The 24,439-nt window shown below is 57.7% G+C and carries 23 protein-coding genes; 4 read left to right on the top strand and 19 right to left on the bottom strand.

The window, feature by feature from the left end:
* Nucleotides 1-27 precede the first annotated feature (27 nt).
* From IE087_RS20525 to IE087_RS20490, 8 genes are all read right to left on the bottom strand, one after another.
* Nucleotides 28-933: a helix-turn-helix domain-containing protein gene (locus IE087_RS20525; RefSeq protein WP_189371260.1), complete on the bottom strand. Its 906-nt coding sequence runs from the start codon at nt 931-933 to the stop codon at nt 28-30.
* A 194-nt stretch (nt 934-1,127) separates the two neighbouring features.
* Nucleotides 1,128-1,418 (bottom strand): hypothetical protein, encoded by a 291-nt coding sequence (locus tag IE087_RS23820; protein ID WP_373296542.1) that lies wholly within the window; start codon nt 1,416-1,418, stop codon nt 1,128-1,130.
* Nucleotides 1,419-1,613: 195 nt separating this feature from the next.
* Complete coding sequence (nqrF, locus tag IE087_RS20515) at nt 1,614-2,834, bottom strand: NADH:ubiquinone reductase (Na(+)-transporting) subunit F (RefSeq protein WP_189371259.1); 1,221 nt, start codon at nt 2,832-2,834, stop codon at nt 1,614-1,616.
* A 12-nt stretch (nt 2,835-2,846) separates the two neighbouring features.
* Nucleotides 2,847-3,455 carry an NADH:ubiquinone reductase (Na(+)-transporting) subunit E gene (gene nqrE, locus IE087_RS20510; protein WP_189371258.1) on the bottom strand — a complete coding sequence of 203 codons (609 nt, stop codon included), beginning with the start codon at nt 3,453-3,455 and terminating at the stop codon, nt 2,847-2,849.
* Nucleotides 3,455-4,108 (bottom strand): NADH:ubiquinone reductase (Na(+)-transporting) subunit D, encoded by a 654-nt coding sequence (locus IE087_RS20505; RefSeq protein WP_189371257.1) that lies wholly within the window; start codon nt 4,106-4,108, stop codon nt 3,455-3,457. The genes nqrE and IE087_RS20505 overlap by 1 nt, the downstream gene beginning before the upstream one ends.
* Nucleotides 4,108-4,923, bottom strand: coding sequence for a Na(+)-translocating NADH-quinone reductase subunit C (locus IE087_RS20500; RefSeq protein WP_189371256.1), 816 nt, complete (start codon nt 4,921-4,923; stop codon nt 4,108-4,110). The genes IE087_RS20505 and IE087_RS20500 overlap by 1 nt, the downstream gene beginning before the upstream one ends.
* Nucleotides 4,916-6,115: an NADH:ubiquinone reductase (Na(+)-transporting) subunit B gene (locus IE087_RS20495; RefSeq protein WP_189371255.1), complete on the bottom strand. Its 1,200-nt coding sequence runs from the start codon at nt 6,113-6,115 to the stop codon at nt 4,916-4,918. The genes IE087_RS20500 and IE087_RS20495 overlap by 8 nt, the downstream gene beginning before the upstream one ends.
* Nucleotides 6,116-6,118: 3 nt before the next feature.
* Nucleotides 6,119-7,459, bottom strand: a complete 1,341-nt coding sequence (locus IE087_RS20490) for a Na(+)-translocating NADH-quinone reductase subunit A (RefSeq protein ID WP_189371254.1) — start codon at nt 7,457-7,459, stop codon at nt 6,119-6,121.
* Between the two features lie 263 nt (nt 7,460-7,722).
* On the opposite strand from IE087_RS20490, the gene IE087_RS20485 reads away from it, so the two are divergent.
* Nucleotides 7,723-8,646: an FAD:protein FMN transferase gene (locus IE087_RS20485; protein WP_229801501.1), complete on the top strand. Its 924-nt coding sequence runs from the start codon at nt 7,723-7,725 to the stop codon at nt 8,644-8,646.
* A gap of 24 nt (nt 8,647-8,670) precedes the next feature.
* Nucleotides 8,671-8,913 (top strand): (Na+)-NQR maturation NqrM, encoded by a 243-nt coding sequence (nqrM, locus tag IE087_RS20480; RefSeq protein WP_189371252.1) that lies wholly within the window; start codon nt 8,671-8,673, stop codon nt 8,911-8,913.
* Here nqrM and IE087_RS20475 read toward each other — a convergent pair.
* Nucleotides 8,910-9,101: a hypothetical protein gene (locus IE087_RS20475; RefSeq protein ID WP_189371283.1), complete on the bottom strand. Its 192-nt coding sequence runs from the start codon at nt 9,099-9,101 to the stop codon at nt 8,910-8,912. The genes nqrM and IE087_RS20475 overlap by 4 nt on opposite strands.
* Before the next feature lie 253 nt (nt 9,102-9,354).
* Between IE087_RS20475 and IE087_RS20470 the strand changes: the two genes are divergently transcribed.
* Both IE087_RS20470 and IE087_RS20465 read left to right on the top strand, forming a co-directional pair.
* Nucleotides 9,355-12,147: a bifunctional aconitate hydratase 2/2-methylisocitrate dehydratase gene (locus IE087_RS20470; protein ID WP_189371251.1), complete on the top strand. Its 2,793-nt coding sequence runs from the start codon at nt 9,355-9,357 to the stop codon at nt 12,145-12,147.
* 324 nt (nt 12,148-12,471) lie between these two features.
* The gene (locus IE087_RS20465; protein WP_189371250.1) at nt 12,472-13,509 is read left to right on the top strand and encodes a GlxA family transcriptional regulator; all 1,038 of its coding nucleotides are present in this window, start codon (nt 12,472-12,474) and stop codon (nt 13,507-13,509) included.
* Between the two features lie 192 nt (nt 13,510-13,701).
* On the opposite strand, the gene glnT is transcribed toward IE087_RS20465, so the two are convergent.
* From glnT to IE087_RS20415, 10 genes are all read right to left on the bottom strand, one after another.
* Nucleotides 13,702-15,036: a type III glutamate--ammonia ligase gene (gene glnT / locus IE087_RS20460; protein WP_189371249.1), complete on the bottom strand. Its 1,335-nt coding sequence runs from the start codon at nt 15,034-15,036 to the stop codon at nt 13,702-13,704.
* 72 nt (nt 15,037-15,108) lie between these two features.
* The gene (locus IE087_RS20455) at nt 15,109-16,452 is read right to left on the bottom strand and encodes an FMN-binding glutamate synthase family protein (RefSeq protein WP_189371248.1); all 1,344 of its coding nucleotides are present in this window, start codon (nt 16,450-16,452) and stop codon (nt 15,109-15,111) included.
* Nucleotides 16,453-16,464: 12 nt separating this feature from the next.
* Complete coding sequence (locus IE087_RS20450) at nt 16,465-17,142, bottom strand: GltB/FmdC/FwdC-like GXGXG domain-containing protein (RefSeq protein WP_189371247.1); 678 nt, start codon at nt 17,140-17,142, stop codon at nt 16,465-16,467.
* Nucleotides 17,143-18,072: a class II glutamine amidotransferase gene (locus tag IE087_RS20445; RefSeq protein ID WP_189371246.1), complete on the bottom strand. Its 930-nt coding sequence runs from the start codon at nt 18,070-18,072 to the stop codon at nt 17,143-17,145.
* Between the two features lie 213 nt (nt 18,073-18,285).
* Complete coding sequence (locus IE087_RS20440; protein ID WP_189371282.1) at nt 18,286-18,915, bottom strand: helix-turn-helix domain-containing protein; 630 nt, start codon at nt 18,913-18,915, stop codon at nt 18,286-18,288.
* Between the two features lie 396 nt (nt 18,916-19,311).
* Complete coding sequence (locus tag IE087_RS20435) at nt 19,312-20,307, bottom strand: ABC transporter ATP-binding protein (protein WP_189371245.1); 996 nt, start codon at nt 20,305-20,307, stop codon at nt 19,312-19,314.
* Nucleotides 20,304-21,335: a Gfo/Idh/MocA family protein gene (locus IE087_RS20430; RefSeq protein WP_189371244.1), complete on the bottom strand. Its 1,032-nt coding sequence runs from the start codon at nt 21,333-21,335 to the stop codon at nt 20,304-20,306. The genes IE087_RS20435 and IE087_RS20430 overlap by 4 nt, the downstream gene beginning before the upstream one ends.
* Nucleotides 21,332-22,171, bottom strand: a complete 840-nt coding sequence (locus IE087_RS20425) for a carbohydrate ABC transporter permease (protein WP_189371243.1) — start codon at nt 22,169-22,171, stop codon at nt 21,332-21,334. Before IE087_RS20425 ends, IE087_RS20430 begins: the two co-directional genes overlap by 4 nt.
* Before the next feature lie 10 nt (nt 22,172-22,181).
* Complete coding sequence (locus IE087_RS20420) at nt 22,182-23,096, bottom strand: carbohydrate ABC transporter permease (RefSeq protein ID WP_189371242.1); 915 nt, start codon at nt 23,094-23,096, stop codon at nt 22,182-22,184.
* A gap of 65 nt (nt 23,097-23,161) precedes the next feature.
* Nucleotides 23,162-24,415 (bottom strand): ABC transporter substrate-binding protein, encoded by a 1,254-nt coding sequence (locus IE087_RS20415; RefSeq protein WP_189371241.1) that lies wholly within the window; start codon nt 24,413-24,415, stop codon nt 23,162-23,164.
* Nucleotides 24,416-24,439: the final 24 nt, after the last annotated feature.

Here is a 24,439-nt window from a genome sequence, read left to right as displayed (position 1 = left end):
TTGAGCAGAGGTTGGGAAAACAACGATCTAGGCTTGTTCCGGGCACCGCGCTTTCCCGACCGTGCTTTTCTTTACTGGAAGATAGAGCAAAGCCGTGAGCTCGGTGTCTGACACTTGGCGTTCGGACGACAAATAGGTTTCGAACATCCGTGCCGGGCGGAACTCGACACCCAATTGAGAGTAACCGGCTTGGACTGAACGGTTCCATGACAAATTCAGGGAGGAGAATGGACCATAGTGAGGGAAAACGGCATAGGTTCCTGCCTCTACCATTGTCCAGTGTTCCGACCAGTCCAGATCAAACTTATGTTCGGTGAGCGCTCCGAAATATGCTGTCGCTTCAGGGTCTACATAACCCTTTGGGGCCTGATCAAAGGTCGTACACAGGAGCGCAGAGCGGGTGCCGATTTCATCGCGCAACTCTGCAAATGCGCGATGAACGGCTGTGAGGTCTCCGAAGAACCGTCCGTCGCGAACGCCTTCTGTGGTCCGAAAGCACAACCACTGCTGCGGTATGTCGACAAGATCCCAGCTCACGGTCAAAGAGCGTGATGCCACAGGCTTTAGATAGGGTCGTGCAGGAAAACCTTGTCTTTCCGGAGGCAGCCCATGGGTTTTGAAGTCCGTTGGGCTGCACCCAAAATGAGCGCGGAATGCGCGCGTCAGGGCCGCATGGGTATGAAAGCCAGTATCGAGCGCCACGTCGATGATGCGAGCATCCGAGGACTGCAACGCGATCGCGGCGCGTTCCAACCGGCGACTGCGGATATAGCCTGCGACGGTCTCGCCCGTGAACGCCGCAAACTGGCGTTGAAAATGATGTTGAGCCATTGCGGCGTGCTGGGCGAGCGTGGCAGTGCGCCACGGCGCGCTGAGATCGGATTCGATCTTGGTGCAGATCGCTGCGATCACGGATGATTTGGGTCGGGTCATGCAGAATCCCTGTTTTTGGGTTTCCAAGTGCACGCATTGCCCTGTCCGGACTTCAGAAAACGCATGTTAGAGAGCAGGAGCATGGGAGCGGGACAATTGGCCGGTATCACGCGTGATCGGATTGTTTGCGCCTTGGCGGACATCCTCGGATATGACTGATCTTCGTCGAATGGGTCACGTAAGGCCGTTTGCCACTATAACCTCTTCGACGGCGTGGCATTCTTCGCCCGTCTTAACCAGATACTCCTGATAAAGCACGTGTCAAAAGAAGTGCCCACAATACATCGTGTACCCGATCTTGTCGCTGATCCCGTTAAACCGGGATTTCGCCGCCATGGTCCGCGGCACATTGCCAAAATTCCCGATGAATATGAATAGTCTTTGCCGAATTTTCGACCGACATTACAAGCGCCGCGCTGCACAAGTTCACCAGCAACCGGCAGATGTTCGAAACCTGACAGAATAATTCGTCTGATGTTCTCCAATCATGCGGGATCATTGGTGTCGGTGTAGAACGCGGTGGTGTGATGGTCTGGAGGAAACGTGTCCGGTCGCATTGAAGCAGGCGGGCGTTCAGAAATCGGGTCCGGTCTCGGCTACGATGTCTCATGCTGACCGGGTCGAGACGCAGGTCTCCTGAATGAAACTGCCCCCACCGATGTTCGGTAGGGGCAGGTGCATTAGCCGCCAAAATCGTCCAGCATGATATCTTCGCGATCGACGCCAAGGTCCATCAGCATGGTGATGCAGGACGAGTTCATGATGGGTGGACCACACATATAGTACTCGCAGTCCTCGGGCGCTGGATGGTCCTTGAGGTATTCGTCATGCAGGACGTTGTGGATAAAGCCGGTGTAGCCGGCCCATTCGTCTTCCGGCAGCGCATCTGACAAAGCGACATGCCAGGTGAAGTTGGGAAACTCCTTGGCCAGTTCGTCAAAGTCCTCGACAAAGAACATCTCTTTCTTGGACCGTGCGCCGTACCAGAAGGTGATCTTGCGGTCGCGGTTCTTGAGGCGTTTGAGCTGGTCAAAGATGTGGCTGCGCATGGGGGCCATGCCGGCACCACCGCCGATGAACACCATTTCTTTTTGCGTATCACGGGCAAAGAATTCGCCAAACGGGCCAGAAATCGTGACCTTGTCGCCGGGCTTGAGGTTGAAGATGTAGGACGACATCTGACCGGGGGGCACATCCGATCCCGGAGGCGGCGAGGCCACCCGGACGTTGAGCATGATCAGCCCTTTTTCCTCGGGATAGTTGGCCATCGAATAGGCCCGCTCAATCGGTTCGGGCACGGTCGACTTGTATTGCCACAAATTGAACTTGTCCCAATCCTCCCGATATTCGTCCTGAACGTCGAAATCTGTGTAGCTGAGGGAGTGCTGGGGCGCTTCGATCTGGATATAGCCACCGGCGCGGAAGTTCACATCCTCGCCCTCGGGCAATTCCAGCACGAGGTTCTTGATGAACGTCGCCACGTTTTCGTTCGACCGAACCGTGCATTCCCATTTTTTGACGCCGAACACCTCTTCGGGCACTTCGACTTCCATATCCTGTTTGACCGCGACCTGACAGGACAGGCGGTCACCACAGGACGCTTCGCGCTTGGTGATGTGGCTTTCTTCGGTGGGCAGGATGGACCCGCCACCGGAATGGATGCGCACACGGCACTGGGCGCAGGTGCCGCCGCCGCCACAGGCCGACGGCACAAAGAGCTTTTGCTCGGCCAGGGTTTGCAAAAGCTTGCCACCGGCGGGCACCGAGATCGTCTTTTCGCCATTGATGGTGATGTTCACGTTGCCGCTGGACACAAGCTTGGACCGGGCGGCGAGGATGATTGTCACCAGCGCCAGCACGATCAGCGTGAACAGAAGGATACCAAGACCAAAGGTTGCCATATCAATCGCCCCTTACAGTTTCACGCCGGAGAACGACATGAACGCCATGGCCATAAGGCCCGCGGTGATGAAGGTGATGCCGAGGCCTTGCAGGCCGTCGGGGATGTCAGAGTATTTCAGCTTTTCGCGCACGCCTGCCATGGCCGTGATGGCCAGCGCCCAGCCAAATCCGGACGAGACACCATAGGTGACGCTTTCGCCGAAATCGTAGCCGCGTTCGACCATGAACAGCGACCCACCCAGGATGGCGCAGTTCACCGTGATCAGGGGCAGGAACACACCCAGCGCGTTGTACAGCGGCGGGAAGTACTTATCGAGCACCATCTCGAGGATTTGCACAAGGGCAGCGATTACCCCGATATAGGAGATCAGGCCGAGAAAGGTCAGATCAACCTCTCCAAATCCGGCCCATGCCAGCGCGCCGGGGGCAAGCAGATAGGTCAGGATCAGGTTGTTGGCGGGCACCGTGATTGACTGCACGATCATCACGGAAATCCCAAGCCCGATGGCCGTTGAAATCTTCTTGGATACGGCGATGAACGTGCACATGCCAAGGAAGAACGACAGGGCCAGGTTTTCGACAAAGATCGCTTTTACGGCGAGGGCGAGATAGTTCTCCATCAATGGGCCTCCATCGTCTGGATTTTGTATTCGCGTTCTTCAACCTGCTTGGGTTTCCATGCGCGGAAGGCCCAGATGATCAGGCCGATGATGAAGAAGGCCGATGGCGGCAAAAGCAACATGCCGTTGGGCACGTACCAGCCCCCGTTGTTGACCGTTGGCAGAACAGTGATGCCAAACAGGCTCCCCGAGCCGAACAGCTCGCGAATGAAGCCGACCAGCATCAGGATAAGCCCGTAGCCCAGTCCGTTTCCGACCCCGTCGATAAAGCTGTCGAGCGGCGGGTTCTTCATGGCGAAGGCTTCGGCACGTCCCATGACGATACAATTGGTGATGATTAGGCCGACAAAGACCGACAGGGTCTTGGAGATTTCAAAGGCGTAAGCCTTGAGCACCTGGTCCACCAAGATCACGAGCGAGGCAATGATCACCATCTGCACGATGATGCGGATGGAGCTGGGGATATGGTTCCGGATCATCGAGATGAACATGGATGAGAACCCTGTGACCAACGTCACCGCGATGGTCATCACCAGTGCCACCTGCAAGGACGATGTCACCGCCAATGCGGAACAGATGCCAAGCACCTGCAAGGTGATGGGGTTGTTGTCGACCAATGGGTCGATCAGCATGTCTTTGCGTTTATGAGCCATCAGATGCCTCCCGCTTTGAGATTTTCAAGAAACGGGGCATACCCAGCCTCGCCCATCCAGAATTTGATCAGGTTGTCGACACCAACCGAGGTCAGCGTGGCCCCTGCCAGCGCGTCAATGTGGTATTCATCGCCTGCCGCCGGTGCAGTCTTGGCGACCGTGATTTGAAGCGTGCCTGCGTCATCGCGCAGCCGGGCATCGTTCCACAGCGCACGCCAGCGCGGGTTGTCAACCTCCGCCCCCAGGCCCGGCGTTTCGGCATGTTCGTAGAATTGCAGCCCGAAGATGTCGTTGCCGTTTTCCTCAAGCGCGATGAAGCCATACAGCGTGGACCACAGGCCGTAGCCGTGGATGGGCAGGATGACCTTATCGACCTCACCCGCATCGTCGCGCAACAGATAGACTGTGACATAGTCGGACAGGCGGCCGATGCCCGCAGGGTCGTTTTCAAGCGCTTGCGACGTAGCCGGATCGTCGGCAGCCGCACGATCATCAAAGGTGGCAGGATCGAACGCGTCCGAAAATTGCCCCGTTGCCAGTTCCAGCACGTGAGGTTCGAACACCGAGAACGCCTCGATCACATCGACGTCGGGATCGTGGATGCCAGCGACCTGCAGGATGTTGATCTGTTTGTCCTTGAGCGCGTTGACCGCCTGCGCCGGGCGCAAGGCAACCGCGGCCGATGACACGACCATGGATGCAACAAGGCAGACCGCGACGGCGACAAAGATCGTCTTGCCGACAGAGTCGGGGGGCAGGGCAAGGAAACGCCCGATAGGTCCTTTGGGTGCGTTTTGCGGGTCTTGATCAGACATGGCGCTTCGCCCTACGCTTGATGTTCGCCTGTACGACAAAGTGGTCGATAAGCGGCGCAAATACGTTTCCGAACAGGATGGCCAGCATCATACCTTCGGGGAAGGCAGGGTTGATCACCCGGATCATCACAACCATGACACCGATCAGCGCGCCATAGATATAGCGACCCATATTGGTATGCGCGCCCGAAACGGGTTCCGTCACCATAAAGACAAGGCCAAAGGCATAGCCACCCAACACGAGGTGCCAGTACCAAGGTAGGGCGAACATCGGATTGGTGTCGGATCCTATCGCATTCAGCAAGAGCGAAAAGGCGATCATGCCGCCCAGACAGCCGACCACCATCCGGTAATTGGCGATCTTTGTTGCCAGCAGGAAGACAAGACCCAGCAGCGCCGCCAGTGTCGATGTTTCGCCCAGCGACCCCGGCACAAAGCCCAGGAAGCTGTCCCACCAGGTCATGCCGCGTGCAGCCAGTTCCTGGAATCCATCAGACGCGCTGACGGCCAAGGCGGTGGCACCTGTAAATCCGTCGACCGGCACCCAGACACTGTCGCCGGACAATTGAGCAGGGTAGGCGAAATACAGGAATGCCCGCCCGGTCAGGGCCGGGTTGAGGAAGTTCTTGCCCGTGCCGCCAAAGACCTCTTTGCCAATCACCACGCCAAAGATGATACCCAAGGCCACCTGCCACAGCGGCGTCGTTGCGGGCAGGATCAGGGCATAGAGCATGGACGAGACAAGAAAGCCCTCGTTCACCTCGTGTTTTCGGATCGTCGCAAAAACAACCTCGAAGATACCACCGGCCACCAGCGTCACGATGTAGATGGGCAGGAAGTACATAAGCCCATGCAGCATGTTCGCGAGGGGATTCAGCGGGTTAAACCCGATCCCCAGACCGCCAATGATGGCCGCGCGCCAGCCCGAGGGCCCAAACTCGGCAATCGCGAGGTTTGTCTGGTACCCGGTGTTGTAGAGCGCCATCAGGATGCAGGGGATCGTTGCCAGAACCACGTAGGTCATGATTCGCTTCATATCGATATATGAACGCGCATGCGGTGCGACGGTCGTGACGGTCTTGGGCGTATAAAGAAAGCTTTCCACCATCTCGTAGATGGGGAAGTAACGCTCCCACTTGCCGCCTTTCGTGAATTGCGGCTCGATCCTGTCGAAGAAGTTGCGAAGCCCCATACCTTACCCTTCTTTCTCGATTTTTGCGAGGCAATCGCGCAGGGCGATCCCGTATTCGTACTTGGCGGGGCAGGCAAAGCCCACGAGGCCAAGATCCTCTTCGTCGAGTTCAAGCGCCCCCAGAAGCTGGGCCTGATCGGTGTCCATCACCAGCAAGGCGCGCAGCAATTGCGTTGGCAGATAATCCTGCGGCATCAACTCTTCGAAGGTGCCCAATGGCACCATGGCACGGCGACCGCCGTTCAGATTTGAGCTGAGCGGAAAGTTGCGCCTGGCGAGAGCAGACCCTAAAACAGGCTGCACCGCGTATTTGGACACCATCGGGCGGATCCAGCCCATCGGGATCTGCTTCTTGTCCTCTTCGATCAGCGTGACCTGTCGGGCATAGCGCCCCAGATAGGCATCGTCGCCTGAGCCAGCCCGTCCGCTCAGAACCGAGCCCGAAATCATCCGCACAGGGTAGTCAGGAAAATCATCTGCGCACAGCTCAACAAGCGACGCCCCGGCGATGGTGCGCACCAGGCGTGGGTCGGCGCAGGCAGGCCCGGCCAGCGAGATGATGCAGCTTGCATCATAGGTTCCGGTCAGCATCAGGCGGCCGATGACGATCACGTCCTGGTAGCCGATTGTCCAGACAAACTGATCCGCTTGCGGTGGCGTGAGAAAGTGCATGTGCGTCCCGGCCAACCCGGCAGGGTGCGGACCACTGAAATTGACGGCTTCAACACCGGGCAGGCTGCTGCCGGGCAGAGGATCGCCGGACCCCTGACACAGATAGGTCGGTCCATCTGTCAGTGCGGCGACGGCTTTCATGCCTGCTTCAAATGCGTCTGCATCTTCCCTGATCGCGATCTGCGGATCCGGCGCCAATGGCTCTGTGTCCGTTGCTGTTACGTAGATTGCAGACGCTGTGCCGTCCGGTGCCGGAACCTTGGAATAAGGCCGTGTCCGGAACGATGTCCACAATCCCGCCGCGCACAGCCGCTCGACCATCCCGTCACGGGTGGTGCTGTCGCCGACCTTCGAAAAATCCACAGGCGCGGTAGGGGATTCGTGCGTATCGATCACCACACTGATCAGCTTGCGTCGTGCCCCTCGGGTGATGGCGCGGATCCGGCCCGACACGGGCGAAACGATCTGTGCTTCCGGCATCGTCTTGTTGATCATGATCGGAGTGCCGGCGGCAACCTCATCGCCTTCTGCAACCAGAATACTTGGTTTCAAATCAAGGTAGTCGGCACCCAACAGCGCGACGGAAGTGACGGCGCGCGCCTCCTCTACGTCTGGTCTTGGGGCACCGGATATCGGCAGGTTCAAGCCTTTTCGGAGCACAAATTGCTTCACTTTTGAGACCTTCATTTATTGATAGCCGCTGGCGGCCGCTTGGCTTACGGTGTGGCCGCGTCGGTGCTAGAGCTTTTTTGTGGCTTTGACCATATTGAGGTTGAAGATTTTACAAATTGGTCTAAGGCCAACGCGACCGCGCAAGAAGGGGACTTTCTGTGACCGCCTCACTCAAATTGCACCGCCGTACGTTTCTCGCGATGACACTGGCATTGGCTGCTTGTAAAAACCGGGCTCATCTTATTGAGATTACAGGGCTTTCCATGGGGACGACGTACAATGTCGTCGCTATAGATCACGATGGGGCGCTGGACAAGCCCGAGGTGAAAAAGGCGATTGATGTAGCTCTTGCCGATATCACGGCCAAGCTGTCCAACTGGGACAACCGCTCAGAAATTACGCAATTCAACGTTGCATCGACGGGCACGCCTCAGGTGATGTCGCCTGAATTGTCGCGTGTCATGACCGCAGCTGCACAGGTGCATCAGGCGAGCGAAGGACGTTTCGACACCACGATCGGTGGTCTGATCGAATTGTGGGGATTTGGTGCGCCCGGTTCTGCGACGGTGCCAAACTCCGACGCCATTGCCCAGGCGCTGGAAACATCTGGTCATCAGAATGCGCTGCGCTTGAACGGTGACCAGATCGCCAAACGCAATGCGCAGGCGCAGGTCTATCTTGCCGGCATCGGCAAAGGCTTTGGCGCCGACCACATCGCGCAGGTGCTCGAGTCGTTTGGTCTGACCGACTACATGGTTGAAATCGGGGGCGACCTTTACACGTCTGGCCGCAATCCAGACGGGTTGGCCTGGCAAATCGGGATCGAGGCACCGAACCCCGCGGATCGCACCCTGGCCGGTGTTGTTGGTCTGTCGGGCATGGGGCTGGCGACATCTGGCGACTACCGGAACTATTTCGAAGTGGATGGCCAGCGCTTTTCTCACTTGATCGACCCGGCCACGGGACACCCTGTGACCCATGCGACCGCATCGGCAACGGTGCTTGCGGACAACGCGATGCTGGCAGACGCATGGTCGACCGCGATGCACGTTCTTGGTCGTGAGAAGGGGCTTGAAATTGCAACCGCACAGAATATCGCGGTTCAGTTCATCGAACGTCGTCCCGGAGTTGAACAACCGGCCTTCGACACATACGTCAGTCCCAGATTTGAGGCGCTGACCGCATAGACGCGCTGCAACGAGGCATCCTGCATGGCCACTTTTGTTCTGACGTTCCTGTTTCTGCTTCTGGTCACGCTGGGCATGTCGCTGGGCGTGATTTTCATGAACAAGCGGATCAAGGGCAGCTGTGGTGGCCTCAACGCGATTGGTGATGGCAATGAATGCCTTGTGTGTCACAAGGAAATTGACCCGGATTCCCCTTTGAAAGACCGCCTTCAGTGTCCGCGCGCCCGCAAGATGCTGGAGCGGTCAGGCCTTGATCCTTCCGCCTAGCCGGGCATTGCGATCGGGATAAAGCCCAGGGTCAAAAGACCGCATGCCGCGATCAGGCCGAATATCCAGTATTGATAGATCGGCCCCTCTGCCTTCCACACACGCCGATACCGGTGCCCCGCCAGACAGGTGAGGCAGAAAATGATCGTCGCCATAGCCGGGCTGAGCGTGAGACTGCTGAAATCCATCGGGGTCCTTGAAGCGTCCATAACGTTCTGTTTCGTCAATACGACCGGGCTGGCATGATCGTCCAGCGTATTTCATGTACAGCATTCAGGCATCTACAGTTGTAAACCGGCGGAAAACTGTGAGTGCAGGACGGATTCTGTGCGGCGTCGTCTTGAATTTGGATTTTAATTGTATACTACAGCATACAATTTGAAACCGGTGCCCAAATATCGAGGCATCGACCCAGCGGAATACCAGACGCGGACCAAGCCCATGACCCTCTATACAGAATATCTGACCGAAATCGAAACACGAAAAGAACAAGGGTTAAGCCCTAAGCCCATTGATGATGGCGCTTTGACCGAAGAGGTCATCGGACACATCCGTGATGAAAACAGCCCGCACCGGGACGACTGTCTGAAGTTCTTCATTTACAACACGTTGCCCGGCACAACGAGCGCCGCAGGGGTCAAGGCGCACTTCCTGAAAGAGATCGTTCTTGGACAGGCCGTCGTTGCGGAAATCACACCCGAATTTGCCTTTGAGTTGTTGGGCCACATGAAAGGTGGCCCATCCGTCGAGGTGCTGTTGGACCTTGCCCTTGACGCGGATGAGAGCATTGCCAGGGACGCGGCAGAGGTGCTCAAGACCCAGGTTTTCCTGTACGAGGCTGATACCGACCGGATCAAGGACGCGTACAAGGCGGGCAATGCAATCGCCGCTGACCTTCTGCAGAGCTATGCCAATGCAGAGTTTTTCACCAAGCTGCCGGACATTGACGAAGAAATTAAGGTCGTGACCTACATCGCCGCTGAAGGCGATATTTCGACCGACCTGCTGAGCCCGGGCAATCAAGCCCATTCGCGGGCTGACCGCGAATTACACGGCAAATGCATGATGTCCGAAGACGCCCAGAAAGAGATAGAGGCGCTCAAGCTCAAGCATCCCGACGCGCGCGTCATGCTGATCGCCGAAAAAGGCACCATGGGTGTGGGGTCTTCGCGGATGTCGGGCGTCAACAACGTGGCATTGTGGACAGGCAAACAGGCATCGCCCTATGTGCCATTCGTCAATATTGCCCCTGTCGTCGCTGGAACAAACGGCATTTCGCCCATCTTTCTGACCACGGTTGGTGTGACCGGCGGGATTGGTGTCGACCTCAAGAACTGGGTCAAGAAGGTTGGTGAGGATGGCAAGCCGATCCTCAACAACGATGGCAACCCTGTACTGGAACAGCGCTATTCCGTTGAAACCGGCACCGTACTGACCATCAACACAAAGACGAAGAAGCTGTATAGCGAAGATGGCAAGGACGAGCTGGTCGATATGGCCGGGTCGTTCACGCCGCAAAAGATGGAATTCATGAAGGCAGGCGGGTCTTACGCGATTGTCTTCGGCATGAAACTCCAGACCTTCGCAGCCGAGACGCTTGGCATCGAAGCGCCTGCGGTCTTCGCCCCTTCGAAAGAGGTCAGCCACGAAGGTCAGGGCATGACCGCCGTTGAGAAGATCTTCAACGCCAATGCGCTTGGCACAACGCCGGGCACGGTCCTGCACGCCGGCTCGGATGTACGGGTGCGGGTCAATATCGTCGGATCGCAAGACACGACCGGACCTATGACAGCGCAAGAGCTTGAAGCGATGGCGGCCACTGTCCTTTCGCCTTCCGTGGACGGCGCCTATCAGTCAGGCTGCCATACCGCATCCGTCTGGGATACCAAGGCACAGGCCAACACGCCCAAGCTCATGGCATTCATGAACAAGTTCGGCTTGGTCACCGGGCGCGACCCCAAGGGCCAATACCACGCGATGACCGACGTGATTCACAAGGTGCTGAACGACATCACGGTTGATGACTGGGCGATCATCATCGGTGGCGACAGCCACACGCGGATGTCTAAAGGTGTCGCTTTTGGTGCCGACTCTGGCACCGTTGCGCTGGCACTGGCCACGGGCGAGGCATCAATGCCGATCCCTGAATCCGTGAAGGTGACCTTCAAGGGCAAGATGGCTGACCACATGGATTTCCGTGATGTTGTTCATGCGACCCAAGCCCAGATGCTGGCCCAACACGGGGACAATGTGTTCCAGGGACGCATCATCGAAGTGCATATCGGTACCCTGTTGGCAGATCAGGCCTTTACCTTCACCGACTGGACGGCCGAGATGAAGGCGAAAGCCTCGATCTGTATCTCGAATGACGAGACGCTGATCGAAAGCCTGAACATCGCCAAAAGCCGCATTCAGATCATGATCGACAAGGGCATGGAGCATGAAAACGGTATGCTCGCCAAACTGATTGACATCGCGGAACAGCGCATCGCTGACATCAAATCGGGTAAGAAGCCTGCGCTGACGCCCGACGACAATGCGCAATACGCGGCGGAAGTGGTGGTTGATCTTGACCAGATCGTCGAGCCCATGATCGCGGACCCTGACGTCAATAATGTCGATGTCTCCAAGCGCTACACCCACGACACGATCCGCCCGATTTCCTACTACCAGGCTGAAAAGAAGGTCGATCTTGGCTTTGTCGGGTCCTGCATGGTGCACAAGGGGGATATCAAGATTGTCGCCCAGATGCTGCGCAACCTCGAAGCTCAATATGGCGAAGTGACGTTCCAGGCACCGCTTGTCGTGGCAGCGCCCACCTACAACATCATCGACGAGTTGAAGGAAGAGGGCGACTGGGCCATCCTGCAGAAATATTGTGGCTTCGAGTTTGACGATGCCGCGCCGAAGATGACGGCACGCACAGACTACGAAAACATCCTCTATCTTGAACGCCCGGGCTGTAACCTGTGCATGGGTAACCAGGAAAAGGCGGCCAAAGGCGATACTGTTCTGGCCACCTCGACGCGGTTGTTCCAGGGCCGTGTTGTCGCCGACAGCGCGACCAAGAAGGGCGAGTCGTTGCTTGGGTCGACACCCGTGGTGGTCCTGTCCGCTATCCTGGGACGGACGCCAACGCTGGAGGAATACAAGGTGGCGGTCGAAGGCATCAACCTGACCAAATTTGCCCCGCCGCTGCAAAAGCCGCTGGACAGTCTGTCAGTTCACTTCTGACACACGTCTGGAAAATCGGGTTGGGCGGTGGCGCACCAATGATGTCGACTGCACATGCGCCAAGCGTGTGCACCGGGCATTGAAGCCACCGGCCAACCACGACTTGGGCAGCTTGCTTGAGCCGTCACATACCGGCAGGTTCAATATTCGTCGCGGTCCGACCGGACCAACTGTATGATGAGCGCAGGGCACGCCAGATACGGCAACGAATATTGACAGCCCGATTTCTTCGAACAAGATGGGTCAGACGCCTATCCGTTGCCATGGCGAGGAGTTCTGGAGCGTATCTGAGCGTGCATATCGCAATCGAAAACTGGAGTTGTCGTGAAAGACACTGCCCCGCCACACCACGACATTGATGACCGCGCCGGGATCGGTCAGCTCGATGGAGCGGACGGACGGCCGCGCACGATCGAAATTCATGTCAGCAGGGGCTTCAGTGGGCTTGAATTGACATCGGTCACCCACGTTCTGTCGACTGCGAACATGCTGCTGGGCCACGATCTCTTTTCCTGGCGTTTCAGCACGGATGCCCCTGGGATCGTAACCGGCGATCAGGGCGCACTTGTGCGGGCCGAACCAGCCATTGGGGATCACAGGTTGGCGGACATCATGGTCGTGGTTGGTGGCAAGCAGGCCGCTGCAGGTAACTGGTTGGCGCGTGCACGGGCCATGCAACGGAAGGCGCGCACCGTGGTTCTGTTGTCTGATGCCGCCACTGGCTACATCAAGGCCACACGGGCACCAGCAGGGCGTGTTACAACCCATTGGCGGGACGTCACCGCTCTGGTCGAAACGGGGTATCACCCGAAACTGACCACGCATCTCAGTGAAAACTCTGACGGGATCATCACCGCAGCGGGCGCAGGTGCGACGCTCGAGTTGATGGTCGGTCTTGTTGCGCCGTACTTGACGGGCCCACAGGTGGCCGAACTTGGGAGCCATCTGTTGTTACAAACCATCCGTAAAAGCGATGCAGAACAGCCGAAATGCATCGCCGACAACGAAGGATTGTTCGATGCTCGCTTGACCGAGGTGATCCGCCTTATGGAGAACACGGTGAATGAACCACTGTCGATGGATGAAATTACGGCGCGCGTGGGGGTGTCCACCCGGCATCTCGAACGGGTGTTTCGTACAACGTTCAATGACACGCCGGCTCGGTTCTACAAACGGCTGCGGGTCAAACGCGCCCGTACAATGATCGAGGAATCCCTTTTGCCGATGATCGATATCGCCGTCGCTTGTGGCTTTGGTTCATGCACGACAATGTCCAAGGCGGTGAAAGGGGAATACGGTGTTACACCGTCACGAATGCGGGCTCGCAAGGACATTCAATTGCTGACTTATGGTGGGCGTTAGACGGCCCTAGCCAGAAGTCGCAAAGACTAGCAAAGCCTCGACCGTCTGTCATCGACGGCAGCTTGTCAGAAATCCGGTTAAAATTGCGCGAAGTATGCGCGCGCAGGATCAAGTTCCTGATCCCGCTCGACAATCACTGATCGACTAAGAACGCGTAACTCCACCGCACAGGCTGTCCCCGCGGGGACAGGTTCAGATATCGAGGGTGTTTTCTTTCTCCCACTGTGAGAAATGCGCCGTGAAATCGTTCCATTCCTGGGTTTTCATCTTGATGTAAGAGGCCGAGAATTCCTCGCCCATCGCGGCCTTGAGGCTTTTGTCCTTGTCGTATTCGCGGATCGCATCCAGCATGTTCAGCGGCAACTTCGGCGCACCGCGCACCTTGTGCCCCTCGGCGTACATGTCGATGTCGTGGCGCTTGCCCGGGTCGGCCGCGCTGCGGATACCATCCATCCCCGCTGCAATGATGACCGCTTGCAACAGGTAGGGGTTCGTTGCCCCATCCGGCAGACGCAATTCGAAGCGACCGGGGCCCGGCACGCGTACCATATGTGTCCGGTTGTTGCCGGTCCATGTGACCGTGTTCGGCGCCCATGTGGCCCCCGACATCGTACGGGGGGCGTTGATGCGCTTGTAGCTGTTGACTGTCGGGTTGGTGATCGCTGCCAAGGCGCTGGCGTGTTTCATGATCCCGCCGAGGAAGTGACGGCCCTTTTCGGACAGGCCCAACTCAGCCGTCTGGCTGCTGTCATTGGGTTCCATCGCGAACACATTGGTTTTTGCGTCGGCGCCGGCAGCGTCCCAGACAGAGATGTGAGCGTGACAGCCGTTGCCGGTCAGACCTTCAACCGGTTTGGGCATGAAGGTGGCGCGGAAGCCGTGTTTTTCGGCCACGGATTTGGTCATGAACTTGAAGAAGGAATGCTTGTCCGCAGTGCGCAGAGCGTCATCAAACTCCCAGTTCATCTCGAACTGGCCATTCGCGTCTTCGTGGTCGTTCTGATACGGGCCCCAGCCCAGATCGAGCATGTAGTCGCAGATCTCACGCACCACATCGTAGCGGCGCATGACCGCCTGCTGGTCGTAGCAGGGCTTGGCCGCGGTATCGTATTCGTCGCTGATCTGCTCACCGTCTGGTGTCATAAGAAAGTATTCAGCTTCGATCCCGGTCTTGACGTGCAAACCCTCGGCCGCGGCCTCGTCGATCAGACGGCGCAACACGTTGCGGGGGGCTTGAGCGACGTCTTCACCCTCCATCACGCAATTGCCTGCCACCCATGCCACTTCGGGCTTCCACGGCAGTTGGATGACCGAGGACGGGTCCGGTACGGCCAGCATGTCGGGATGAGCGGGGGTCATATCGAGCCAGGTGGCAAAGCCTGCAAAGCCGGCACCGTCTTCCTGCATGTCGGCGATGGCTTGAGCGGGCACCAGCTTTGCCCTTTGACCGCCAAAGAGATCGGTAAAGGAAATCATGAAGTATTTGACGCCGTTATCCGCGGCGAACTTTGCAAGATCAGTCGTCATCTGTCCGTTCCTGTTGGTCTTCTTTTGTGATGAGGGCGCGTGCCGTGATGGCCGCGCCCTTCGTTTTGGTGGTCAATATGAGGTGCCGGGTTTGCCGGGGTACCAGTCGGTACCCGCCAGCGGGATTTTCGCCATCGCCGCCGCTTCTAGTGTCAGCGCGCAAAGGTCCTCCGGTTCGAGATTGTGTAGATGGTTCTTGCCGCAGGCCCGTGCGATGGTCTGGGCCTCAAGCGTCATGACCTTGAGGTAGTTGTTGAGCCGCCGCCCACCCTCGATAGGATCAAAACGAGCCATCAGCTCCGGGTTCTGCGTGGTGATCCCGGCGGGGTCTTGGCCCTCGTGCCAATCATCATAGGCGCCCGCAGTGGTGCCAAGCGCATTGTAGTCGGCTTCCCATTTGGGATCGTTGTCCCCCAGAGCGATCAGAGCGGCGGTGCCGATGGCGATAGCGTCCGCACCGAGGGCCATAGCCTTGGCAACATCCGCACCCGTACGGATACCGCCTGACACAACAAGCTGAACCTCGCGGTGCATGTTGAGATCCTGAAGCGCGCGGACGGCTTCGCGGATACAGGCGAGGATCGGTTGGCCGACATGTTCGATGAATACGTCCTGCGTGGCAGCAGTGCCGCCCTGCATTCCATCCAGAACAACCACGTCGGCGCCCGCTTTGACCGCTAGCGTGGTGTCGAAATAGGGCCGCGCCCCACCGACCTTGATGTAGATCGGTTTTTCCCAATTGGTGATTTCGCGTAGCTCGAGAATCTTGATTTCCAGATCGTCGGGCCCCGTCCAATCGGGGTGACGGCAGGCGGAGCGCTGGTCGATCCCCTTGGGCAGGTTGCGCATCTCGGCCACGCGGTCGCTGATTTTCTGGCCCAAAAGCATGCCGCCGCCGCCGGGCTTCGCACCCTGTCCCACGACGATCTCGATCGCGTCGCAGCGGCGTAGGTCGTTGGGGTTCATGCCATAGCGCGAAGGCAGGTATTGATAGACAAGCTTGTTGGAATGGCCGCGCTCTTCCTCTGTCATGCCGCCGTCGCCGGTTGTCGTTGACGTGCCCGCCATCGTGGCGCCACGACCCAGTGCTTCTTTCGCCCCGCCGGACAGAGCGCCAAAGGACATGCCTGCGATGGTCACGGGGATTTCCAACTGGATTGGGTTTTTGGCAAAGCGGGTGCCGAGGGTCACGTTGGTGTCGCAGCGTTCGCGGTAGCCTTCGAGCGGGTAGCGCGAGATGGAGGCCCCTAGAAACAACAGATCATCGAAATGTGGCAGCTTGCGCTTCGCCCCACCGCCGCGGATGTCGTAGATGCCCGTTGCCGCCGCGCGCCGGATTTCTGCGTTCACCGGGTTGGAGAACGTGGCTGACTGGATCGGAACCGTGCGCGGTGCGCCGTTGTGGTCGTCTTTCATGCTCTGGCCCCCTTAATACGCGTTGTCGATGTTGAAATTGTAGAGCTGCCGCGCAGAACCGTAGCGTTTGAACTCGGATGCCTTGGCGTCGCATCCACCCCGTTCGAGCAACTCTTCGAGAATGGCGATGTGTTCTGGCCGCATCTCTTTCTCGATGCAGTCGGCACCCAGCGATTTCACCGAACCGCGCACAAACAGGCGCGCTTCGTAGAGCGAGTCGCCCAATGCCTCGCCCGCGTCGCCGCAGACAACGAGATTGCCCGACTGTGCCATGAAGGCCGACATGTGCCCGATATTTCCGTGCACAATGATGTCGATCCCCTTCATCGAAATTCCGCAGCGCGACGATGCGTTGCCCTTGATCACCAGCGTGCCACCATGGCCCGTGGCCCCGGCATATTGCGAGGCATCCCCTTCCACGATGACTGTGCCGGACATCATATTTTCGGCCGTACCCGGACCGACGGAGCCATGTACATGCACGGTCGCCTGCTTGTTCATGCCCGCACAATAGTAGCCGGTGGAGCCTTTGATGTTCACCTCAATCGGTGCATCGAGGCCCACGGCGATGGCGTGGCTGCCCTTGGGGTTCACGATTTCCCAATGTGTCTGGTCGGTGTTGTCTGCCTGCGCGTGCAGGGTGGAATTGAGCGCACGAAGCCCCTGCGCTTCCAAGTCAAATGTTTGCATTTATGCCGCTTTCTCTTGCGCGGTTGGGGCCGCATTGTGCGACCAGAAATAGACGGTTGCAGGCTCGGGTTCCCACACCTTGGCGGTGTCGATACCGGGCAGGTTCACGAGTGCCCGGTATTCCGACCCAAAGGCCACGTATTGATCGGTTTCGGCCATGACTGCCGGTTTGCAGGCAATCGGGTCACGCACGACGCCAAACCCGTCCTTTGTGCCCACAACGAATGTGAAGAACCCGTCGAGATCATCAAGGCTGGAGGTCAGTGCCTCGCCCAGGGTCGAGCCGGTCTGCATTCTCCAGGTGAGGTAGGCCGCACCTACTTCGGTGTCATTTTCGGTTTCAATGTGGACACCACGGCGGCGCAGTTTGCGGCGCAGCGAGTTGTGGTTGCTGAGCGATCCGTTGTGCACAAGGCACTGGTCGATCCCGGTGTTGAACGGGTGCGCGCCCATCGTCGTCACCGCCGACTCGGTCGCCATGCGTGTGTGTCCGATCCCGTGCGTTCCGGACATTTTTCGGATGTCAAAGCGCTCTGCCACATTTTTGGGCAGTCCGACCTCTTTGTAGATTTCGACGGTGGTGCCGTGGCTCATGACCCGTACATCGGGGCGAATTTCAGACAGGATTTCACGCGCGTCTTTCACCTGATCGGCTTGGAGCGACAGGACTGCATGGGTGTCTTTGATGTCCATCGACACCTTGCCTTTGACCCGCTTGCGCAGGTCATTATCGAGCTTGTCAAAGTCAATATCCGGCGTGTTCGATTGAACCGTCAGCTTTGCGTTACCCGTTGTTTCATAGCCATAAATTGCGATCCCAGCACTGTCAGGGCCGCGATCCGTCATGGTGATCAGCATGTCCGTCAGCATGTCGCCAAGTTTCGGTTCCAACGCGGTGTCTTTCAGAAACAATCCGACAATCCCACACATGGCGAAGGCCCTCCTAAAAAGTGATCTGTCGTTCGAGTCGAACGCTAGCATCGTTGGATACTTCGCTCAACCAGAGGGAAACTAATTTGCACACCAGTTAAAAGTGAGGCCGCGAGTGCGTCATCCCACGTTGCGTGGCCCTAGCCTGATGGTCCCTTGATCGGTGTAGATTTTTTGGGGTTTGCTCGCCGGTCTGCCGCTTGCGAAGGGGTCTCAGGCGTTTTGGGGGTAGCTGATGATCGACAAGTATCGCGCGGGCAGGGTGACGAGAGTCTCTGGTCCGTGCGGCGCGTCGGCATCGAAAAACAGGGTGTCACCGGGTTGCAGTGGATAGACGTGATCGCCGTGACGATAGTCCACTTGACCTTCCAGCATGTAGATCGTTTCGATGCCGCCATGTTGGAATGCCGGAAACACGTCGGACTCGGCTGTCAGAGTGATCAGATAGGGTTCGACAATGACACCTGACGTGTTCGACCCGATGTGACCCAAAAGATTGTATTGATGATTGGCGCGTGTTCCTGCGCGGTCGATCTTCACGCCTTCGCCTGACTTGGTGTGAACCGCCGGGCGGCTTTCTTCGAACCGTCGGAAGAAGCTGGTCAAAGGCACCGACAATGCGTTTGCCAACAGTTGCAATGTGGTCAGAGAAGGCGACGTATTGCCGTTCTCGATCTTGGACAACATACCGATGGACAGGCCTGTCATCTGGGACAGGTCGGCCACGGTGATCTCCTTTTGTCGCCTGAACGTGCGCACTTCGCGTCCAATGGCGACTTCCAGCACTTTTTCCCGGTCGCCATCGCGGGGGCTGTGTGGATCTTGCGTGAGCTTGGTGACCATGTTGGCGTCTGTCTTTTCTATGTTCACAACGTCCACCCTTTGTGGGGCCTTAAAGTGCTGAGCACTTCTGTTCGCGGCCCATGCGCACGTACCATATTTCGGCTTTCCTGAGAGAGCAAAAGTATTGAACGTCAGTAATAGGTGGCGGTCGCTGAGCAACCTTTTCAACTTGGCGGTGGCGTGTCTGATGATGATCGTCAAACCGCTGTGTTGGGCGAGCGATACGGTCCTCGGGGTTTCATACGCAACCTCGTCGACCATTGCTTTTCACAGCGGTTTTTGTTGACGCGCAGTCGGGTCTGCCATGCTTTGCCGGATGCTTATTGGATGTCCCGGTTCCGCTGCGGGATCAGTGCACGCGGCAACGGGTATCCGGACAGATTGGGGTGCAGGTTTTTAGTAGAGGCGTGCGCCTTGGGTGTTGAAGTGATATGCGCTTTGCGGATCGAAGCCGAGGCGCAGATCCTGACCTTCCTCTACCGCGTGCTGACCGAAAAGTCGGGCCGTGATTTGGTGATCGTTCAGATGCGCAATCACGTTGGTATCACCGCCGAGCTTTTCGACATGACTAACGCGGGCAGACAGGATGCCGTCATCGGCAAGAAACAGGTCTTCGGGGCGGATGCCCATGATCCGGTCATCACCGCTTTGAACGATGCCAGCCGGGAAGAAGTTCATTGACGGTGAGCCAAGGAACCCCGCAACAAATTGATTTGCCGGATTGTTGTAAAGTTCCATTGGGCTGCCGATCTGTTCGACCCGCCCGTCGCGCAGAACAACAATCTTGTCTGCCAGCGTCATGGCTTCGGTCTGGTCGTGCGTGACGTAGATCATGGATGCGCCAAGCTGGCGGTGCAGGTTCGCAATCTCGATCCGGGTGTTCATCCGTAGGGCAGCGTCAAGGTTCGATAGCGGTTCGTCGAACAGGAACAATTTGGGTTCACGTACGATGGCCCGACCGATGGCGACGCGCTGGCGCTGTCCGCCGGACAGTTCCGAGGGGTAGCGGTCGAGATAGGGTTCGAGGTTGAGCATCTTGGACGCCGTCTGCACCCGCTCTTCGATCACCGACTTGGACTGGCCTTCTTGTTTGAGCGCCAGCGTCATGTTTCCCCGCACGTTCAGATGCGGGTACAGCGCGTAGCTTTGGAACACCATGGCGATGCCACGTTTGGACGGCGGTGTAAGGTTCATGACCTCTCCACCGATGCTGATTTCGCCCGATGTGGCGTCCTCCAGACCTGCGATCACCCGCAGCAGCGTGGACTTGCCGCAGCCTGAGGGACCGACAAAGACCACGAACTCACCTTCCTCAACATCAAGATTGATGTCTTTGAGGACATGGACCTTGCCGAAGGACTTATTCACGTTTTTCAGCGACAGGGCGGTCATTTCAGGGACTCCTCAAGCGAAATGGGTTGGCCGGACCGGATGCTTTCATCCGCGGCCAGACAGATGGCGAGCGATTGCACCGCGTCATTCATATGGCGGGTCAGGTCGATGTCCTCGGCAATGGCGCGCAGCGTATAGTGCTGTTCGGCATCGCAGAGAGCCTGGTGGCCGGGTTCGTCAGGCATGTCGATTTGCCGGTCTCCGGCAGGTGTGTGCACCAGAATGCCGCCCACCTTCGTGTGCCCGTCGATGTCTGCCGACGCACCCTTGTTGCCATCGGTGATCGAAACGGCGCCATTTGGGCTGACGATGTCTTTGACGAAGAATGCCGTCTCGGACATCATCGGGCCCCATCCAGCCTCGTACCAGCCAACCGATCCGTCGCTAAAGACGACCTGAAATTGGCCGTAGTTGTACATGTCCTCAGCGATTTCCTCCGACAAGCGCAGCCCCATTCCGTGCACGCGGATCGGGCGTGCGTCTGTGATCTGGCACATCACGTCGACATAGTGGACGCCACAATCGACGATCGGGCTGGTTGTTTGCATCAGCGCCTTGTGGGTTTCCCATTCGGCGCCGGACGACTGCTGGTTGAGGTTCAAACGGAACACGTAAGGCCCGCCAAGATCACGCGCTTCCTTGATCAGCCTCATCCATGATGGATGGTGGCGGAGGATATAACCAACAACGAGTTTGCGGTTTGTCCATTTCGCGGTTTCCACCACGCGCATTGCATCCGTGACTGTGGTTGCGAGCGGTTTTTCAACAAAGACATGCGCGCCGGTTTCCATGGTCTGACACGCCAGATCCGCGTGGCTGTCCGAGTATGTTGCGATCACGACCAGATCGGGGGCCGTGGCCAAGCCTTCCTCGAAGGTTGTGAACCTTGGATAGGTAGCGAGCTCTTGCGGCAGGGCAACGTCAGACCGATTGACCAAGCCCGTTATCTGCGCGTCTGGGTGATGATGGTGCGCCAGCGCGTGGCTCAGGCCCATATTGCCAAGACCCACAATCAGAACTCGCATCATTTGACTGCTCCGGAGGTGATGCCGCGGATCAGCTGCCGCGAAAAGATGATGTAGAGGATCAGCACCGGTAGGATGGCCATCGACAGGGCGGACAGGACAGCATTCCAGTCTGTCACGAACTGTCCGATGAAAACCTGAGAGCCGAGCGTCAGTGTTTTCGTTTCTTCGGCAGGTGCGAGGATCAACGGAAACCAAAGGTCGTTCCAGATCGGAATCATGTTGAACACCGCAACCGTTGCCATGGCGGGGCGCACAAGGGGCAGGACAAGGCGGAAGAAGATCGTGTATTCGCTCAGTCCATCGATCCGCCCGGCATTCTTGAGGTCATCCGAAACCTGCCGCATGAATTCGCTGAGGATGAAGACTGCCAATGGTAAGCCTTGGGCGGTGTAGACAAGGATCAAGGCCCAGAGCGTGTTCACAAGACCGGTTGCCACCATCATCTCGAGTATCGCAACGGTGCCGATGCGGATCGGGATCATGATGCCCAATGCAAGGTAAAGACCCATCAGCATGTTGCCTCGGAATCGGTATTCGCTGAGGGCGTAGGCCGCCATCGCCCCGAACAGCAGCACGAAGAACAGTGAGGCCACGGTGACGATCATGGAGTTCTGGAAGTAGAGGAAAAAGTCCCCTTGCTGCAGGACGGTTTCGTAGCCAATGGTCGAGAAGCTTTCGGAGTTTGGCAGGGCCAAGGGCTCACGAAAGATAGAGCGGCGGTCCTTGAAGCTATTGATCAGGATGATGAAAACCGGAAACAGGGCGATCAGGGTGTACAGGATAAGCGCCCCGTGCATTGCCACGGTGTTCAGAGGATTGGATCGTACCTTGTTCATCGCGGGGTCCTCAGAGCTGGTACCGGCGCATGCGCGTCTGGATGCCGAAAAGGTAGATGCAGACACCCACGAGAATGATGGCGAACATGGCGCCAGCGATGGCTGATCCCATATGCGGGTCCCCAAGCTGGAGCTGGAAGCCAAAGAAGGTGCGGTACATGAATGTACCCAGGATATCGGTCGAGAAGTCCGGCCCGGCCAGCGCACCTTGCGCGGCATAGATCAGGTCAAAGGCATTGAAGTTGCCGACAAAGGTCAGGATCGAAATGATCCCAATGGACGGCAGGATCAGTGGTAGCTTGATTTTCCAGAAAGCTGCCATGCCGGTGATGCCGTCGACCTCGCCCGCTTCCAGGATTTCTTCGGGAATGGTGAGAAGTGCCGCATAGATCAGCATCATCGGAATGCCGACGAACTGCCAGACCGAAACAAGCGCAAGTGTCGTCAGCGCGTATTCCTCTTTTCCGAGCCATGGGGCGTAGAGCGAGCCGAGACCCACGGCATCCAACATCGACGGTGCAATGCCCCAGATGGGTGACAGGATCAGCTTCCATGCAAAGCCGATGATCACGAATGACAGGATTGTCGGAATGAAGATCGCCGAGCGGTAAAGCGCGGCGAACCGCAATCTCGGATGACTGAGCAGCGCGGCAAGCGCAATGCCAATTGGGTTTTGAACCAGCATGTGGATCAAGAAGAACCAGAAGTTATTGCCCAGAGCGTTCCAGAACTGTTCGGCCCAAATCGGGTCAAAGAACAGCGTGCGGAAGTTCTCGAGCCCAACGAACACCCTTTCCTGATCGACCCGCGTGTAAAGTGCGAGCCGCAAGGTGTTGAAGAGCGGAAAGATCATCACGGCGGTGTAAACCAAGATGGCAGGCGCAAGGAACACGAGGATATGCCAGCGAATGCGGGCCTGTTTCATTGATCTCACTCCGGGAAATGTGCCCCGGGCTGTCTGATGTGCCCGGGGCTGTGCAGCAGGGGAGGTTACTGCTGCGGTTCGTACCAGCTGGCCAGACCGTCTTGCAGGCCCTGGCCAAGTTCTTCGGGCGTTGCGGTGCCCTTGATCGCGGCAACCGATGCACCCCATGTTTCGTTTTCAAGGTTTGGCGTGCCACGTGACAGGATCTGGTAGGTGGACCGGATCGTGGATTCACATTCGCCGCGCCAGCTTACGAATTCCTTGGCAAGCGGGTCTTCCAGCTCGACGGGCGTTTTCGACAGGGGGAAGAAACCCGGAAGCGCGTTGCCGAAGATGCCTGCGAATTCAGGGCTGGCAACCCAAGCCAGGAAGGTGCGTGCGGCTTCAGGATTGTCGGTCGCCGCATTCATACCAATCCCGATGTCGGTGTGATCCGAAATGTAGCACGTGTCGCCCGCGTTCTGGACTGGTGGCTTGAATGCGCCCATCTCGAAATCGGCCTGTGTGTTGAAGCCAGAGATTTCCCACGAGCCTGCCGGATAGATTGCCGCGCGACCCAATGTGAAAATGTTCTGGCTGTCGGGATAGGTCTGTGCCTCGTATCCCGCGCCGAGGTAGTCGCCCCAACGGGCAAGTGTGGCATAGGGTGCGACCCATTGCGGATCTGTCAGTGTCTGTTCGCCTGCAATCAACGCCAGGCGGCCTTCTTCACCTTTCCAGTAGTTCGGACCAATGTTGTTGTAGCCCATTGTCGCGGCTTCCCATTGGTCGTTGGTGCCCATCGCCATCGGGATATAGCCGCCGTCTTCCTTGATTGCGTCCAGAGCTGCAAAGAATTCAGCTTCCGTTTCCGGGATGCTCAGGCCCAGCTCTTCGAAGGCGTCCTTGTTGTAGATAAATCCGTGGATGACGCTTGCCATCGGAACACAGAAGCTGGCGGAGCCGTCGTCGGTCTGCCATGCAGACTTGGCCACATCCGAGAAGTTCGACATCGCTTCGAGGTCGCTGAGATCAGACAAATGGCCGGCATCGTAAAGGGCGAGGGACGCATCGAAGGGGCGGCAGGTGATCAGATCGCCCGCCGATCCCGCATCCAGTTTGGAGTTGAGCACGGCATTGTACTCGGCGGGTGCGGACGGTCTGAACTCCACTTTGATGCCGGGGTGTTCTGCTTCGAATGCCGGGATAATCTGGTCTTGCCAGAGTTTCAGGTCGTCGTTGCGCCAACTTTCGATGGTCAATGTAGTATCCTGCGCGTAAGCGCCTGTTGCCACCAACGCGGTCGTTGCAAGCGCCAGCCTAAATATGTTGCGTGTCATTTTTGATCTCCCCTAGGTTTTTTC

This window comes from Tateyamaria omphalii (assembly GCF_014651375.1).
In the GTDB taxonomy this organism is placed as follows: domain Bacteria; phylum Pseudomonadota; class Alphaproteobacteria; order Rhodobacterales; family Rhodobacteraceae; genus Tateyamaria; species Tateyamaria omphalii.
Note: the sequence above shows the minus strand (reverse complement) of the source record. Positions and strands in the feature narration are given on the sequence as shown.